Origin of the sequence: Lactobacillus sp. Sy-1 (genome assembly GCF_019303535.1) — a bacterium.
Taxonomy (GTDB): Bacteria; Bacillota; Bacilli; order Lactobacillales; family Lactobacillaceae; genus Nicoliella.
This window is the reverse complement of the sequence record NZ_JACCIU010000001.1, coordinates 1320298-1336193: the sequence shown is the minus strand read 5'-3', so window position 1 is coordinate 1336193 and position 15896 is coordinate 1320298. Positions and strand designations below refer to the sequence as shown.

The 15896-nt window shown below is 41.1% G+C and carries 14 protein-coding genes and 2 other annotated features; all 14 genes read left to right on the top strand.

Translation table 11 applies throughout. From position 1 onward, the window contains the following. Positions 1-5: 5 nt before the first annotated feature. The 14 genes from thiI (at position 6) to HZL42_RS05515 (ending at position 15888) form a co-directional block, all read left to right on the top strand. Positions 6-1223: a tRNA uracil 4-sulfurtransferase ThiI gene (gene thiI, locus HZL42_RS05580; protein WP_219054668.1), complete on the top strand. Its 1218-nt coding sequence runs from the start codon at positions 6-8 to the stop codon at positions 1221-1223. Between the two features lie 48 nt (positions 1224-1271). Continuing rightward, positions 1272-1483, top strand: a binding site (T-box leader). Between the two features lie 49 nt (positions 1484-1532). Continuing rightward, complete coding sequence (locus HZL42_RS05575) at positions 1533-4190, top strand: valine--tRNA ligase (protein ID WP_219054667.1); 2658 nt, start codon at positions 1533-1535, stop codon at positions 4188-4190. A 67-nt stretch (positions 4191-4257) separates the two neighbouring features. Further along, positions 4258-5565, top strand: a complete 1308-nt coding sequence (locus HZL42_RS05570; protein WP_219054666.1) for a folylpolyglutamate synthase/dihydrofolate synthase family protein — start codon at positions 4258-4260, stop codon at positions 5563-5565. Positions 5566-5732: 167 nt separating this feature from the next. Next, positions 5733-6737 (top strand): rod shape-determining protein, encoded by a 1005-nt coding sequence (locus HZL42_RS05565; protein ID WP_370629297.1) that lies wholly within the window; start codon positions 5733-5735, stop codon positions 6735-6737. Positions 6738-6810: 73 nt separating this feature from the next. Next, on the top strand, positions 6811-7662 hold the full coding sequence (mreC, locus tag HZL42_RS05560) for a rod shape-determining protein MreC (protein WP_219054664.1): 852 nt from the start codon (positions 6811-6813) through the stop codon (positions 7660-7662). An 11-nt stretch (positions 7663-7673) separates the two neighbouring features. Next, a complete protein-coding gene (mreD, locus tag HZL42_RS05555) occupies positions 7674-8201 on the top strand; it encodes a rod shape-determining protein MreD (RefSeq protein WP_219054663.1) in 528 nt (175 codons plus the stop codon). Between the two features lie 12 nt (positions 8202-8213). Next, on the top strand, positions 8214-8879 hold the full coding sequence (locus tag HZL42_RS05550) for a septum site-determining protein MinC (RefSeq protein ID WP_219054662.1): 666 nt from the start codon (positions 8214-8216) through the stop codon (positions 8877-8879). Next, positions 8879-9691, top strand: coding sequence for a septum site-determining protein MinD (gene minD, locus HZL42_RS05545; protein WP_219054661.1), 813 nt, complete (start codon positions 8879-8881; stop codon positions 9689-9691). The genes HZL42_RS05550 and minD overlap by 1 nt, the downstream gene beginning before the upstream one ends. A 48-nt stretch (positions 9692-9739) precedes the next feature. Then, positions 9740-9972: a binding site (T-box leader), on the top strand. Between the two features lie 148 nt (positions 9973-10120). Continuing rightward, complete coding sequence (locus HZL42_RS05540) at positions 10121-10774, top strand: amino acid ABC transporter permease (RefSeq protein WP_219054660.1); 654 nt, start codon at positions 10121-10123, stop codon at positions 10772-10774. Between the two features lie 19 nt (positions 10775-10793). Then, positions 10794-11423 (top strand): amino acid ABC transporter ATP-binding protein, encoded by a 630-nt coding sequence (locus tag HZL42_RS05535; protein WP_219054659.1) that lies wholly within the window; start codon positions 10794-10796, stop codon positions 11421-11423. 11 nt (positions 11424-11434) lie between these two features. Then, on the top strand, positions 11435-12286 hold the full coding sequence (locus tag HZL42_RS05530) for an amino acid ABC transporter substrate-binding protein (protein WP_219054658.1): 852 nt from the start codon (positions 11435-11437) through the stop codon (positions 12284-12286). Between the two features lie 96 nt (positions 12287-12382). Next, positions 12383-13642, top strand: a complete 1260-nt coding sequence (yfmF, locus tag HZL42_RS05525; protein ID WP_255552591.1) for an EF-P 5-aminopentanol modification-associated protein YfmF — start codon at positions 12383-12385, stop codon at positions 13640-13642. Next, on the top strand, positions 13623-14915 hold the full coding sequence (gene yfmH, locus HZL42_RS05520) for an EF-P 5-aminopentanol modification-associated protein YfmH (RefSeq protein WP_219054656.1): 1293 nt from the start codon (positions 13623-13625) through the stop codon (positions 14913-14915). Before yfmF ends, yfmH begins: the two co-directional genes overlap by 20 nt. A gap of 94 nt (positions 14916-15009) precedes the next feature. After that, positions 15010-15888, top strand: coding sequence for a RodZ domain-containing protein (locus HZL42_RS05515; RefSeq protein WP_219054655.1), 879 nt, complete (start codon positions 15010-15012; stop codon positions 15886-15888). Positions 15889-15896: the final 8 nt, after the last annotated feature.

Here is a 15896-nt window from a genome sequence, read left to right as displayed (position 1 = left end):
CAATAATGCAATATAGTGAAATTATGGTCAGATACGGTGAACTATCCACTAAGGGTAAGAACCGGAAAGACTTCATCAAACAACTAGGCAAAAACATTCGCCACGTGTTACACGATTTCCATGACATTCACGTTAATCCCCAACAAGACCGGCTACACGTTGACCTGCATGGTGAAGACTATGACAAGGTCATTGAGCGGCTCGCAGGGGTGTTTGGAATTGAAACCCTTTCACCAGCAATTAAGTTAGACAAAGACATTGATAACGCTAAGCAAGTAGCACTTCAAATGGTTAAGGATCAATACCAACCTGGCATGACGTTTAAAATTAATACAATTAGACAGGATAAGCAGTATCCATTAGACACCTATGATATTAACGATAAGTTGGGTGGCTACATCATCGATAACGTTGATGGAATCAAGGCGCAGATGAAGCATCCAGACATTGAAATCCGGGTCGAAATTCGGATGAATGGAATCTTTTTATCGAGTGAAACGATTAAGGGAGCCGGCGGACTACCAGTTGGAACTGGTGGCCGGGCAACAATGATGCTTTCTGGTGGAATCGATTCCCCAGTTGCAACCTACCTTGCAATGAAGCGGGGGGTAAAGGTGGATATGATTCATTTCTTTAGTCCACCATACACTAGCCCCCAAGCCCTCGCTAAGGCCAAGGAATTAACTGCTCAGGTGGCTAAGTTTGGTGGGAACATTCAATTTATTGAAGTGCCGTTTACCGAAGTCCAAGAAACGGTGAAGGAAAAGGTTCCGGAAGGCTACCTAATGACGATTCAACGGCGGATGATGTTGCGCATTGCGTCTGCAATTACCCGTAATCGTCACTGTAAGGGGGTCTTTACCGGTGAATCACTGGGCCAAGTTGCTTCACAGACATTGGAAAGTATGATGGCAATTAACGATGTTACTAACTTACCAGTGTTGCGGCCGTTGGTATCAATGGATAAGACCGAAATTATTCGAATTGCTGAAAAGATTGGGACCTACGACCTTTCAATCATGCCATTCGAAGACTGTTGTACGATTTTTACGCCCCCTTCTCCTAAGACCAAGCCAGACTTGGAAAAAACGCGGCACTATGAAACCTATATTGATGTTGATGCATTGACCAAGAAAGCCATTGACGGAATTAAGGTTACCGATATTAAACCGGGCGAAGAATTCCTAAATCAAAATCAGGATGTATTTTCAGAATTATTATAAAATTAGTTGACGATTAACCGTCGATTGATTTATGATAGTTAACAAGAAATAAATACTGTGAACAAGAGAGTAATCATAGCTGGTGTTCAGAAAGAAATCCATTTTGTTGAGAGGATTTTCGTCGGTTATGATGAAGGTACCTTGGGAGTAGGTCGACTGAATTGAGTAGGTCGGCCCGGCTGACCCCGTTAATCCGTCGCATGAGAGAAATCGATTTTTCGGTTTAATTTAGGTGGTACCGCGAGCACTTCGTCCTATATGGCGAGGTGCTCTTTTTGTTTACAAATGAATTTAAGTTGAGGTGTTTTTATGACTAAGGATATTAAAATGCCACCCAAGTACGACCATGCTGCAGTTGAAGATGGTCGTTACCAGGAATGGCTTGATGAAGGTGTTTTCAAGCCAAGTGGCGATCAAAAAGCAAAACCATATTCAATTGTTATTCCACCGCCAAATGTTACTGGAAAGTTGCATTTAGGCCACGCTTGGGATACAACGTTACAAGATATTTTAATTCGGCAAAAGCGCATGTTAGGTTATGACACCCTCTGGTTACCAGGGATGGACCATGCCGGAATTGCAACTCAAGCGAAAGTGGAAGCTAAGTTGAACAAGGAAGGGATTACCCGTTATGACCTTGGTCGCGAAAAGTTTGTGGAAAAAGTTTGGGAATGGAAGGACGATTACGCCGCTACGATTAAGAAGCAATGGGGTAAGTTAGGCCTCTCCCTCGATTACAGTCGTGAACGATTCACGTTAGATGATGGGCTCTCCGCTGCGGTGCGGAAGGTATTCGTGACCCTTTACAAGAAGGGCTTAATTTATCGTGGTGAATACATCATTAACTGGGATCCAAAGGCGCGGACTGCATTATCCGATATTGAAGTTATCCATAAGGATGACAAGGGTGCGTTCTACCACGTTAAATACCCATTTACGGATGGCACTAAGTTTAACGGGAAGGATTACATCGAAATTGCAACCACCCGTCCGGAAACCATGTTCGGTGACGTTGCGGTTGCCGTTAACCCTACCGATGAACGTTATAAGGACATTGTTGGCAAGAAGATTCGGGTGCCATTAGTTGACCGTGAAATTCCGATTATTGCGGATGCTTACGTTGATAAGGAATTTGGAACGGGGATGGTTAAGATTACACCAGCTCATGATCCAAATGACTTTAACGTTGGAAACCGGCATGACTTGAAGCGGATTAACACCATGAATGAAGATGCTACGATGAACGAAAATGCCGGTAAGTACAAGGGCATGGATCGTTTCGAAGCACGGAAGGCCATGACCGACGACTTGGAAGCCGGTGGCTACATGCTAAAGGTGGATCCGATTGTTCATGCGGTTGGGCATTCCGAAAGAACCGGGGTTCAAGTTGAATCGCGGCTTTCGACCCAATGGTTCGTTAAGATGAAGCCCCTTGCTGAGAAAGCATTGGCTAACCAAAAAACTGATGACCGGGTGAACTTCGTTCCAGAACGGTTCGAACACACCTTCGAACAATGGATGGATAACATCCATGACTGGGTTATTTCCCGTCAATTATGGTGGGGCCACCGAATTCCAGCTTGGTACAACAAGCAAACTGGTGAAACTTACGTTGGGGAAGAGGCCCCCAAAGATATTGAAAATTGGGAACAAGATAAGGACGTCTTGGATACCTGGTTCTCATCTGCTCTTTGGCCATTTTCAACCATGGGTTGGCCAAACACAGATGATCCAGACTTTAAGCGTTACTTCCCAACCAATACGTTAGTTACTGGTTACGATATCATCTTCTTCTGGGTTTCCCGGATGATTTTCCAAAGTCTTGAATTTACTGGTCGGCGACCATTCAAGGATGTTTTACTCCACGGTTTGATTCGTGATGAACAGGGCCGGAAAATGAGTAAGTCACTTGGTAATGGGATTGACCCAATGGACGTTATCGACAAGTACGGTGCCGATGCATTACGGTGGTTCCTATCCAATGGTTCCACCGCCGGTCAAGACGTGCGGTTTAGTTACGCTAAGATTGAATCCGCTTGGAACTTCATTAACAAGATTTGGAACGCTAGTCGTTACGTTATTATGAATCTAGGGGCCATGGAAAAACCTGAGCTACCTGATCCTGCTAAGTGGAATTTAGCTGACCGGTGGATCTTAAGCAAGTTGAACACCCTAGTTAACCAAGTTACTGATCAATTTGATAAGTACAACTTTGGTGAAGCTGGCCGGGCGCTTTACAATTTCATTTGGGATGATTTCTGTGACTGGTACATTGAAATGAGTAAGGAGACCCTTACTGGCGATGATGAAGAGGCTAAACACAATACTAGAAACGTCTTAGCATACGTGCTTGACCAAACCCTTCGTTTATTGCAACCAATCATGCCATTCGTTACCGAAAACATTTGGCAAACAATGCCTCACCAAGGGAAGTCACTAGTGGTTGCTGATTATCCAGTTGACCATCCCGAGTTTAATGATTCAAAGTCTGAAAATGATATGGACAGTTTAATTGATCTAATCAAGGCGGTTAGAAATATTCGTTCCGAGGCAAACGCAAAGATGTCCAGTGCGGTTGATATCTTAATTAAGACTGACAACCAAAACCTTAAGGATATTTTTGAGGGGAACCAAGGATACATTCAACGGTTCTGTCATCCAAAGACGCTTGAAGTCGGTAGTAATGTTCAAGTACCTAAGTTAGCAATGACTAGTGTGATGACCGATGCTGAAGTAAGTATTCCATTGGCTGAATTAGTTGACTTAGATGAAGAAATTAAGCGGTTGGATAAGGAAATTGAACAGTTCAATTTCGAAGTTCAACGGGCCGAAAAGAAACTATCTAACGACCGATTCGTTCAAAATGCGCCGGATGCAGTTGTAAATGCAGAACGCGAAAAATTAAACGATAATAAGGCTAAGTTAGCGGCTACGAAGCAACGTCAAGCTGACTTAAAGGCTCAATAATAATCATGATTTATCAATTTAGTCCCGGGCAGATAATGTTACGGGGCTTTTTTGTAGGGAGGCAGCGATGAGAGATTATCAAGAAGCACTAGCGTACATTCACGGCCGGGTTAAGTCACACAAGGACGCAACGATGCAACGAATGCAGCTATTAATGACTAAGTTAGGGCATCCGGAACGGCAAATTAATGCAATTCATGTGGCGGGAACCAATGGGAAGGGCTCGGTGGTAGCGTTTTTGAGAAACATGCTCCAAGCGGCTGGATTAACGGTTGGAACGTTTACCTCGCCGTTTTTAGTGCGCTTCAACGAGCGAATTAGCGTGAACGGCATTCCAATTAGCGATGCCGAAATCGTCCGGTTAGTGAACCTGGTAGCCCCCATTGTTGCAGAAATTGATGCGGCGATGCCAAACGAGGGCCCAACTGAGTTTGAAGTTTTGACTGCGATGATGTTTGCATACTTTGCCGAAGGACATGCGGATGTCGTAATTGTTGAAGTGGGGATTGGTGGCGATAATGATTCAACGAACGTTGTGATTCCACAACTATCGGTAATTACGACGATTGGTTATGACCACATGCAGTTTTTGGGCAATACCCTGGAGTCAATTGCCGGCCATAAGGCTGGAATTATTAAACCGAATACTCCGGTCGTAATTGGACGGATTGAAGACGGGCCCAGGGCGGTAATTGAACAGCGGGCTGAGCAGGAATCAGCCCCATTAAGTGCATTAACGATTGATTTTAACGTCCAGGCAAAGCCCATTGCTGGTTGGCACGAGCAATTTCAATTTAGTGATGTTGACGGTCAAATTAAGGATGTTAAGCTCAACATGATGGGTGACTTTCAAATTGACAATGCAGCGGTAGCGATTGAAGCTTTTAAACAATTTATGGATCAACGGAGGATCCCGTTTGACAATGCAGTCATTAAGCAGGGCCTCTTGAGTACCCAGTGGGCAGGACGGTTTGAAAAGTTAAATGATCAACCCCTGGTGATTATTGATGGGGCTCATAACATGCCAGCAATAAAAGAAATTGAAAAAAATATTAAAAATTATTTTTCAGATCGTGAAATTTATATTATACTTGCTATATTAGCAGATAAACAATACTTGCCAATGATTGAAGTGCTGGCACAACTGAATAACGTTCACTTAATTTTAACTGAGTTTAAGGGACCGATTAAACGAGCTGCAGCTGATTTATCAGCTACTGCTAACTCCGTTGCTTCCGCAAACCAGATTGAATTTATTGATAATTGGAAGGAAGCAATTGTTAGCGTCTCTAATCAAATGACGCAAGACGATGTCCTTTTAATTACCGGTTCACTGTACTTTATTTCGGATGTGCGAGCCTTGTTTATGGATTAATGTAGAATTCTTTAACTAAAGATTAAGTTATTTTAAAATCCTTTCATTATTGGGTTTAATTTAGTTAAAATTATTATTGAGTGATTTAATTCAAGGTTAAAAAAATATGATATACTAACAATGATAAATTCATATTATTTAAGTATGAATACGAAGGGATGAACGTTGTGTTTGGATTTGGAACAAAAAACATTGGGATTGATTTAGGGACAGCTAATACCATTGTGTATGTTGAAGGAAAGGGAATCGTTTTAAGAGAACCTTCCGTTGTCGCTAAAAACACCAAAACTGGGGCAATTGTTGCCGTTGGTGAAGAAGCCCGGAACATGATTGGTAGAACGCCTGCAAGTATCAGAGCAATTCGGCCAATGAAGGATGGGGTAATCGCTGATTATGACACTACGGTTGCCATGTTAAAATATTACATTGCAAAGACTTTAGGCCACTCAAGTGGAAAGCCATACGTTATGGTTTGTGTTCCTAGTGGAATTACTGAAGTTGAAAAGCGTGCGGTTATCGATGCTACTCGGGTTGCTGGGGCTCGTGACGCCTACGTAATTGAAGAACCATTTGCTGCCGCAATTGGTGCTGGGTTACCAATCATGGACCCAACTGGTAGCATGGTAGTTGATATTGGTGGTGGGACTACCGATGTTGCTACAATTTCACTTGGTGGGATTGTTTCAAGCCGTTCAGTGCGGGTTGCTGGTGATAAGTTAAACGAAGCAATTGCTACTTACGTTCGTAAGAAGCACAACTTATTGATTGGTGAAAGAACTGCCGAACGCCTTAAATGGGAAATCGGTTCGGCATCGTTAGAAGATGCTAAGAATATTGAAGGGACTACCGTTCGTGGTCGTTACCTACTAACCGGATTACCAAAGGCCGTTGAAATTTCAGCTGAAGATATTTCAACAGCAATTCATGAGCCGATCTTAGAAATTATCGGAACTGTTAAGGAAACGCTTGAAGAGACTTCTCCAGAAATTGCTGCCGACGTTATCGATCATGGGATCGTATTAACTGGTGGTGGAGCATTACTTAAAAATCTTGCTGAAGTTATTTCAGATGAAACTCAGGTTCCAGTATCAATTGCTAAAGACCCGCTTGATTGTGTTGCAATCGGAACTGGTGAATCACTAAAGAGTATTGACGTAATGAAGAAAAAATAAAAAACAATCACTGCGGGATGGCTGAAGCTTCCCGCTTTTGTTTTTATAAACTAAAGTTTATGGAGGGGCAACTATGCACAAATTTTTCTCCAATCGAAAATTGGTAATTGTCATGGTGTGCGTTGTGATTAGTATTGGACTAATGACGTTCTCAGTTGCGGTGCGGAATCGAAAAGCCACTCCGCCATTAATTCAGCAATTTGGAAATGATGTTGCAGGATTCACTAATACCATTGTTTCAACTCCCGTTAACCTCATTAGTAATGGATTTGGTTCGCTTGGTAGCCTATTGAATACCTACCAGCAAAATCAAATTTTGAGTAAGCGGGTTAGCCAAATCACTTCGACCCAGGTTCGGGATGAAGCATTACAACGAGAAAATGCGAAATTGAAGAGTCAGTTAAAATTAAATGATACTTTGACTAGCTACAAGGCAATTAACGCCGCTGTAATTACTAGGACACCGTCATCATGGCAAAATCAAATTATTATTAACCGTGGTGAAAATGCTGGAGTTAAAAAGAACATGCCAGTGTTAGTTGATACTGGACTGGCTGGTCGGGTTTCTGAGGTTAATAAGACCAACAGTAAAGTAGAATTAATTACTAATAATAATGCCGCTACGAACCGGTTTGCCGTTCAAGTTAATGCCACTAATGGAAAGGTCATTAACGGAATTATTTCTGGATACAATAAAACCACGGGACTAGTTGAAATGGGTAATATTACTGCTAAGGCCAAGATTAAGGTGGGCCAAAAAGCTTACACGAGTGGGTTAGGTGGAATTACACCAAAGGGCCTCTATATTGGGAAGGTTGCTAAGGTTTCTACTGATGACTATGGCCTATCATATAAGATTTACATCAGTCCAGCGGCTGACTTAAATGATATCGAAGCAGTGACCGTAGCTAGTCGTGCTCAGTAGGGGGTTGTAAAATGCTAAGGAATTCACCATTGAGGTTCGTATTTCCAATTGGATTGTACATTGCCTTTTGCCTGGATGGGTCAGTTAGTCAAATCTTTAGTAAGCAGTTATTCGGGAGCCAGTCGTTTGTCCCATGTATCACCTTGATGTGGTTGGTATTTGGATTGCTATTTGAAAATGAAATTAACCTCCATATTGGATTATGGGCAGCGCTAATTGGTTTTATAATGGACATGTTTTACTTTGGGACCCTTGGAGTATATCTATTCATCCTGCCGCTCACGGTTTATGTCTGCCGGTTTTTATACCGCTACCTTTCCGCGACGTTCATTTCAGGATTTTTAATGTACTTCATTGGGTTGACCATTTCGATGTCCTTTTCGTTTCTAGCAAATCGATTCGTTGACTTGGCTAACATTACCGCAACTAATTTTTTGGTGTCCGTATTGGGACCAACACTGGCACTTAATCTGGTTCTATTTATCATTACTTATTACCCGGTTTCGCTACTTTTTAACCGTTATCGGGAAAAGTCATAGGGAGGAATTGATTTGAAAGCAGTCAGTTTAAAGGGAACCAAAAACGGGTATGAGCTAGTATTAGATGAAGCCGCTTCATTTACCGATTCGATCGCTGAATTAACCGATTTGCTAGCTAAATTAGATCATGATTATCCAACTAAGCGGATGCACTTAGATATTATAACTGGAAATCGATTATTGAACGATGCGCAAAGGGATGAAATTCATCGGCTATTTGCTAATTACAAGCACCTTTTGATTAACGGAATTAGTAGTAACGTAATTACGATTGCCGAAGCAAAACGCATTCGGGAATCCGAAAACGTGCATGTTATTTACCAGACCATTAGAAATGGTCAGGAATTTACGGTCACCGGGGATGTGTTATTTTTGGGAACCATCCATGAAGGTGGTAAATTAGTTACCAGCGGGAATATCTACGTATTAGGAAGCGTTCACGGAGTCATTCAAGCTGGCGCTCCTAATTCTGAGGATAAGTTTATCGTTGGGGACTTACATACCGCACAGCAAATTAGAATTGGGGAACAGTTTGATATTGTTGCTGATAAGCAAATTAAAGGTTCTTTTCAAAATGTTGCATATGTAAATAATTTGCACATATTAGATTATGGTAAAATAGGTGAGTTAAAACAAATTAACCCTAAATTTTACAATCGAATTGGAGGAGTTCAGTAATGGGGAGAGCAATCGTTGTTACTTCTGGTAAGGGTGGAGTCGGTAAGACAACCACTACAGCTAACCTAGGGGTTTCATTAGCCTTAATGGGCAAAAAAGTTTGTCTAATGGATCTGGATATTGGCTTAAGAAACTTGGATGTTATTTTGGGGTTAGATAACCGGATTATTTATGATATTGTTGATGTTGCTAGCGGCGAGGCGAAACTCCGCCAAGCGTTAGTAAAAGATAAGCGTTTTGATAGCTTATACGTATTACCTGCTGCTCAAACGACTAATAAGGACTCCCTAACACCGGAACAGGTTAAGACCATTGTTGATGAGCTACAACAAGAATTTGATTACGTCTTCATCGATTGTCCAGCTGGGATTGAACAGGGATTCTTAAACGCAATTGCTGGAGCTGATGGAGCAATTGTGGTTACGACCCCTGAAATTTCAGCGGTTCGTGATGCCGACCGGGTAATTGGACTATTAGAACAACACCCACTTGATGACCAACCTAAGTTAGTCATTAACCGAATTCGAAAGAACATGATGGATAATGGTGACACCATGGATATCGATGAGATTACCCAACACCTAGGAATTGAATTATTAGGAATTGTCGTTGACGATGATGCGGTGATTAGAACTTCTAACCATGGTGAACCAATCGTGATGGACCCTGATAATCAAGCTTCACAGGGGTACCGGAACATCGCTAGAAGAATTAATGGTGAAACGGTTCCATTGATGCAAATTGATGATACTAAGGAATCCAAACAATCTTTTTGGAGTAAATTAGGGAATCTCTTTTCAAAAAAAGATTAAAATATCTTGACGGAAATTAAAAAATGCATTAAGATTATATTAATTAAATTAAAGACTTTGATCAGGAATTGATTCAAACCATTGCTACAGAAAGCTTACGATGATGGAATGTAGGTGCATTGATTGGATTATTCACGCCTGTGAGTCGTTGTTTCTGAAAATTAGTAGGAAATTACCGTTTTAACGCGTTATTGTTGTAGTTTAGTAAATAAACTCATTGAGTTTCATTGTGCGAGCAATGAAAGAATCTGAGGTGGCACCGCGATTGAATCGTCCTCTTAAGTCATTGACTTAAGGGGATTTTTTATTTGCTAGACTCACTAAGGTAGCTTGCTTGAGCAAGCTATAAATTGAGGTGGAACCACGTTGATACGTCCTCTTAGATTAATTTCTAAGGGGACGTTTTTATTTTAGAAGGGAGCTAGTCAAATGCTTAATTATATTTTTGAGATTTTACCATCATTACTATCCGGGGTTACTACAACCCTCCAAATTTTCTTTTTGACCTTGATATTCTCAATTCCGCTGGGAATTATTGCAGGGGTGGGGTTGATTTCGAAATTCAAACCGCTTAAGGCGGTCCTAGAGTTTTACGTTTGGATCATGCGAGGGAGTCCGCTCCTACTCCAATTAATCTTTGTGTTTTACGGACTACCAATGATGCCCGGGATTCAAATCGTTTTTCCCCGGTTTGATGCAGCACTGTTTGCATTCATCTTGAACTACACCGCATACTTTGCTGAAATCTTTAGAGGGGGGTTACAATCGATTCCAAACGGTCAATACGAAAGTGCCCGAGTCCTTCGGTTATCTTATTGGCAAACGTTTAGAAAAATTATTGTTCCACAAGTGGTTAAAATTGTGATTCCTTCAATCGGAAACGAAGTGATTAACCTAGTTAAGGATTCATCATTAGTTTACGTAATTGGAATTGGAGACCTACTTAGAGCCGGAAACGTTGCCTCAGCCAGAGATGTAACGCTATTGCCGCTGGTATTAGTTGCAATTATTTACTTAGCATTAACCGCAATTTTGACCTTCATCTTGAGACGGGTTGAAAAACACTTCAGTTACTGGAAATAATTCTAAAGGGGGAATCACAATGCTTGAATTAAAAAATATTACTAAGAAATACGGGAACCGGACGATTATTAATGACTTAACCGCAAACATTAAGGATAACGAAATCATGTGTATTGTTGGACCATCAGGGGCCGGGAAAACCACCTTACTCCGTTGTATCAGCGGATTGGAAAAAATTGATGGAGGGCAATTTATCCTGGACGGAAAGCAATTCGATCCCACCACCAGTGAAAATAACGTGGTCGGAGTGGTGTTCCAAGACTTCCAACTTTTCCCTAACCTAACCGTGATGCAAAACATCACCTTAGCTCCAGAATTAGTATTGAAGCAAGATAAGCAAACTGCTCAACGAAAGGCCCAAGAACTAATCAATCAGTTGAATTTAGATGGGAAGGAATCCCTATATCCCTACCAACTATCCGGTGGACAAAAGCAACGGGTTGCAATCGTCCGAGCGCTAGCAATGAATCCTAAAATTATTTGTTATGATGAACCAACTTCAGCTTTGGACCCAAACTTACGGGATGAAGTGGCTAGAATCATTATTGACCTTAAAAAAACTAAGGTCACCCAAATCGTGATTACTCATGACATGGACTTTGCTAAAAAGGTTGCTGATAACATGCTGCAAGTTCAACCGATTAAGTAGGGAGGACTAATATGAAAAAACTTTATAAATGGCTGGCAATGGCCCTAATATTAGTGACGGGACTGAGTTTGAGTGGCTGTCAGTCAGTTACTCAACGGGCTAACACCGAAAACACTTGGAATAAGATTAAGCAGAAAAAAGAAATTGTAATTGGGTTGGACGATAGTTTTGTCCCGTTTGGATTTGAAACGAAGGCGGGTAAAATTACTGGTTATGATATTGACTTAGCCCGGGCCGTCTTTAAACAATACGGAATTAAGGTTAGTTTTCAGCCCATTGATTGGTCGATGAACGTGACTGAATTAAGAAACGGAACGATTGACTTGATTTGGAACGGGTTAACAGTGACATCTGAACGGGCTAAAAACATTGCCTTTTCAACCCCATACTTATATAATGACCAAGAACTAGTAACTTTAAAGAGTTCTAAAATTAAGTCATTTAACGACATGCAGGGCAAGGAACTGGGAACCCAAACTGGTTCTGCCGAAATCATTAGTTTGGAACAGCAACCCAAACTACTCAAGGATAAAATTAAGAATAAACAGCCCATCCTTTATGATTCATTTACGGATGCATTTATTGACCTGAATGCTAAGCGGGTAAGTGGTTTATTGATCGATAGTACCTATGCGAACTACTACATCAGCCACGAGGCAAAGCCTGGCAAGTACAATACTTACGTAGGGGCGTTTCCAAAATCAAAGCTTGCCGTTGGGGTTAGAAAGGGCGATACGACCCTTAAGAATAAGATTAATGAAAGTTTGATTCGGATGGCTAAGAGTGGCCAGTTAAAGCAGATTACTAAAAAGTGGTTCGGAAACCAATATGATTCACCATTAATTGATAAATATGATAAATAAGCGGGCAGCGGCTCGCTTTTTTGTTTGATATTTTAGGTGCCATAACTTAAGATTAACATTATGAGTTTTTAAAAGGAGCGAAATGATTTGAGATTAATGAACGGTGTTAATTTAAACGTGATTCCAACCACTAAGTTCAAGAACACTTCAATCACGGTTGACTTTATTGAGCCAGTTAACCATGATCGATTTGCTGACCTGTCGATTGTGGCTGAAATGATGGAAAGTAGTAACCAAAAATACCCCCAACAGTCCTTACTGGCAAAGCAACTTTCCCGTCTTTACGGGGCTGGATTTGGGACTGATGTATTGCGCTATGGTCAGTTACACATTTTAAGATTGGTAATTAGCTTTCCAAATGAGCAGTACTTGCCTACTAATGAGTCAACTTTCAAAATGGCGATTGACTTCTTAAGGGCGGTCATCTTTCAACCGTTGGCCGAAGCTGGTGCGTTTAATGCGATGACGTTTGAATTGCAAAAACAAAATACAATTAACTACGTGAAGTCGATTCCAGATGATAAGCAGTTTTACTCTGTGCTTCAGCTGCGTAAGTTGTACTACCATGATGATCCTAACTACTCTGGATTAGTTTACGGGACTCTTGACCAGTTACAAGCGGTCACGCCCCAAAGTGCTTATCAAGCATATCAGGAAATGTTAAACCATTCCCAAATTCAAATTTCAGTCCTAGGAAACGTTAATGAAGCCACTGTCAAGGATGAAATTAATCAAATTGGTTTTACCTCGCGAGCAGAACATGAATACCCGGTTAAGGTTCCGGTTAAAGTGGAATCAGAAGTTGCCAGAAGGGTTGAACACCAGGACTTAAACCAAAGTAAGCTGGATTTGGCATATTCACTACCCATCTTTTACGATAGCGACCAACGGTTTGCGGCCCTTTTATTTAATGCGATTTTTGGAGGGACGCCCCAATCCAAGTTATTTCGGAACGTGCGTGAAAAAAACAGCTTAGCATACTATGCGGATAGTGTTTTTTCTTCGATTACCGGAATGTTGATGGTTCAAACCGGGATTAGTTCAGAAGACCATGCGAAGGTGGTCCAGATTGTTAACGATCAACTTACCGCCATTCAAAACGGTGACTTTGATGCGGACACGATTGAAAATATTAAGGCGGACATTGTTAATAGTAAGCTAGCGGGATTAGACAGCCAACGGCAACTATTGAATGAACAACTAGTTAACAACCTCTTAAACCAACACTTTACGACTGATGAATGGTGTGCAAAGGTAAAGGCAGTTTCCAAGCAGGCGATTGTCGACGTCGCAAAGCAAGTGCGCTTAAGAGCAATTTATTTCTTAGATGGGCGGGATGAAGATGACAGTGAATAAGAAACAGTACCCGATTTATGGTGATAGTGTTGTTTCTAAGCAACTAGCCAACGGTCTGCGGGTAATGGTGGTGGCCAAGCCTGAATACTACAAAACTTACGCGACGCTTTCGGTTGAATACGGCTCAATCGATAATCAATTTATTGACCCTGAGACGAATCAATTGGTTACGCTGCCCGCTGGAATAGCCCATTTCTTAGAGCATAAAATGTTTGATAAGAACGGCTACGATGCGTTTGACCTCTTCACTAAGTACGGTAGTAACGCCAATGCATACACTAGTTTTACTAATACGAACTACTTATTTTCCACCACGAACCACGTGAACGAGAACTTAAAGATTCTATTGGACTTTGTGCAAGAACCCTACTTTACGCCTGAAAAAGTGGAGAAGGAAAAGGGCATTATCGGCCAAGAAATTCAAATGTACGATGATGATCCTGACTCACGACTGTACTTTCAAACTATCCGTAATTTATACCCCCACTTCCCGCTAAATAAGGACATTGCTGGCTCAGTGGATTCGATTCAAAAGATTACGGCTGCTGATTTGAATTTAGCTTACCGCGTCTTCTACCAACCTGCTAACATGGTGTTAAAGGTGGTTGGAAATGTTAATCCAGATGAGGTGTTTAGCTTTGTTGAGGAGAACCAAAACCAAAAGCAATTTGCGACTCCGGTAAAAATCGAACGTCGTTTTCCATCCCAGCGTCCGTATGATTTTGAACGGGACCACCACGAGACAATGAATTTAGCACGCCCTAAAGCAGCCGTTGCAATCAAGGGTATTCAACCCCTAGCTAGTGGCGTTGCCGAAACCAAGCAGGAAATGGCAATGTTATTACTCCTTGCACTGCTATTCTCTGAAAATTCACAGGTGTATTCTGAACTCTATGATTCCGGGGTATTGGATGACTCGTTTACCTTTGAATTAGATTGTGAACGGGAATATTATTTTGCGATGCTATTGGGAGATACCGATGAACCGCAACGATTTATTGATAGCTTAATTAGTGTAATGCGCACCGCTGTTGATAAAATTGATGGGTTAACCGCTGATTTTGAACTAATTAAAAAGGAAAAAATTGGGCAACGCGTGTCGATGATGAATTCACTAGAAGCAATTGCAACGCGGCTAGGGGACAAAGAAAACCACTTCACGAACCTATACGATGAAGTGGCAATTATTGATCAAATGCAGCTAAGTGATCTGAAGGCAGCTGCGGTTCAATTGTTTGATTTAAAGGCAGTTACGACTAATATTTTTGATTAAGAAATCATTCAATCCATAATCTAATGTTATCTAGGAACTATTGTTATGATATACTTATTAATGTAAAAATTTTAAAATAATTGAGGTAATTTTGATGAGCGAAGATAAAAAGAATACAGCATCAATTGGAAAGACCTTACACGATGCCCGTGTGGAAAAGGGATTAACAATTGATGATCTTCAAAATAATACTAAAATTCAAAAACGTTACTTAATTGCAATCGATGATGATAAGTTTGATGAACTACCAGGTGAATTTTACGTCCGTGCATTCGTCAAGCAATACGCCGATGCGGTTGGGTTAGACGGAACTGAATTACTTAAGCAATTTGATGCATCATTACCAGAAACTCAAAATCCAGAATATGTGGATAAGGTAAGTGAAGATAAAATTGCATCACGGACTGCCCAACGCAAAGTTGACGACCGAAACATGACGATCAGACGCTACATTCCAGTAACGATTATTTCTGTTGCTGCAGTGTTGGTCGTTCTAGTGATTTGGTTTGCAGCTGCCAAGAGTTCAAAGAATTCTCAGCAAACCAACATCAGTAGTAGTAGTTCGATTTCAGTATCTGGTTCTTCCAGTTCTAGTAGTGATTCCAGTAGTAGTGCCAAGAAGGAATCTAAGAAGAAGACCAAGAAAACCACTACGAATACGACTAAGATTGCCTCTGAAAGTACGTCTACTGATGGTGGCACTTACAAGGTAACTACCAAGACGGCGGCTAGTTCAATTAAAATTTCAACATCTGCTAAGGCATGGGTAAGCATTAATGCTAACAGTAGCAATGTTTATCAAGCTTCTCAAGATGCTAATACTAACCACACCGTTAAGTTACCAAGTAACACTACTTCTGCAACCCTTAACTTAGGGAATGCAACTGCTACTAAGTTGTACATTAATGGCAAAGCAGTTAAGTTAACTAGTAATTCACAAGTTCAAAACATTACATTTAACTTTAGTAAATAAGATGATGA

Coding starts and splice junctions, on each gene's coding strand:
- thiI (WP_219054668.1), top strand. CDS start 6: ATGCAATATAGTGAAATTATGGTCAGATACGGTGAACTATCCACTAAG.
- HZL42_RS05575 (WP_219054667.1), top strand. CDS start 1,533: ATGACTAAGGATATTAAAATGCCACCCAAGTACGACCATGCTGCAGTT.
- HZL42_RS05570 (WP_219054666.1), top strand. CDS start 4,258: ATGAGAGATTATCAAGAAGCACTAGCGTACATTCACGGCCGGGTTAAG.
- mreC (WP_219054664.1), top strand. CDS start 6,811: ATGCACAAATTTTTCTCCAATCGAAAATTGGTAATTGTCATGGTGTGC.
- mreD (WP_219054663.1), top strand. CDS start 7,674: ATGCTAAGGAATTCACCATTGAGGTTCGTATTTCCAATTGGATTGTAC.
- minD (WP_219054661.1), top strand. CDS start 8,879: ATGGGGAGAGCAATCGTTGTTACTTCTGGTAAGGGTGGAGTCGGTAAG.
- HZL42_RS05540 (WP_219054660.1), top strand. CDS start 10,121: ATGCTTAATTATATTTTTGAGATTTTACCATCATTACTATCCGGGGTT.
- HZL42_RS05535 (WP_219054659.1), top strand. CDS start 10,794: ATGCTTGAATTAAAAAATATTACTAAGAAATACGGGAACCGGACGATT.
- HZL42_RS05530 (WP_219054658.1), top strand. CDS start 11,435: ATGAAAAAACTTTATAAATGGCTGGCAATGGCCCTAATATTAGTGACG.
- yfmF (WP_255552591.1), top strand. CDS start 12,383: ATGAACGGTGTTAATTTAAACGTGATTCCAACCACTAAGTTCAAGAAC.
- yfmH (WP_219054656.1), top strand. CDS start 13,623: ATGAAGATGACAGTGAATAAGAAACAGTACCCGATTTATGGTGATAGT.
- HZL42_RS05515 (WP_219054655.1), top strand. CDS start 15,010: ATGAGCGAAGATAAAAAGAATACAGCATCAATTGGAAAGACCTTACAC.